Raw genomic sequence first — 770 nt, 5'->3', positions numbered from 1 at the left:
GTATTCGGAAAATGCGGTTCCAGGAACAACGGCTAGCCCAGCTTCTTTTACAAGATCAAGTGCAAAATCAAATGATGAAGATGTTAAATGTCCAACATATGGGAATAAATAAAATGCACCTGTTGGCTTCTCAACCGTTAAACCCATTTGAATGAGTCTATTATAYACGTAATCACGGCGTTTTTTGTATTGATAGCGCATCATCTTCGGGGCATCTTTAGCAGCTGTTAAAGCTTCGATTGCAGCATATTGAGCAATTGAAGTAGCACATGTAACATTGTATTGATGAACTTTTAATATGTGTTTTGCTAAATATTCTGGAGCAAATAAAAGTCCGATACGCCAGCCGGTCATAGAATGTGATTTTGATAAGCCGTTAATGACAATCGTCTTATCACGCATTTCTGGGAAATGAGCGATAGATGTGTGTTTTTCTTCATATACAAGTTCACTATAAATTTCATCAGAAAGAACGAAAATATTTTTATCTTTTAAGACAGATACAATATCTTCTAATTCTTCTTTTGATAAGGTAACACCAGTTGGATTAGAAGGATACGGTAAAACGACGCATCTTGTTCGTTCTGTAATTGCATGTTGCAATGCTTCAGCTGTTAAACGAAATCCAGTTTCACGAACATCTATAAAAATAGGAGTTGCACCACATAGTCGAATAATCGGCTCGTAACCAGGGTAAATAGGAGCAGGTAAAATTACTTCCGTTCCTGGTTCTAAAATAGTTCGGAATGCAACATCGATCGCTTCACTAG

1 protein-coding gene is annotated in these 770 nt (G+C 36.9%); it reads right to left on the bottom strand.

What is annotated here, in order from left to right; all coding sequences use genetic code 11:
* On the bottom strand, positions 1-770 hold a 770-nt coding region (locus AC1DJR_RS32150), incomplete at both ends, for an aminotransferase class I/II-fold pyridoxal phosphate-dependent enzyme (protein WP_477004486.1).

The sequence above is a fragment of the Bacillus sp. 05T31 genome, from assembly GCF_056396725.1.
The sequence above is the reverse complement of the archived record's forward strand: the minus strand, read 5'-3'. Positions and strand labels throughout refer to the sequence as shown.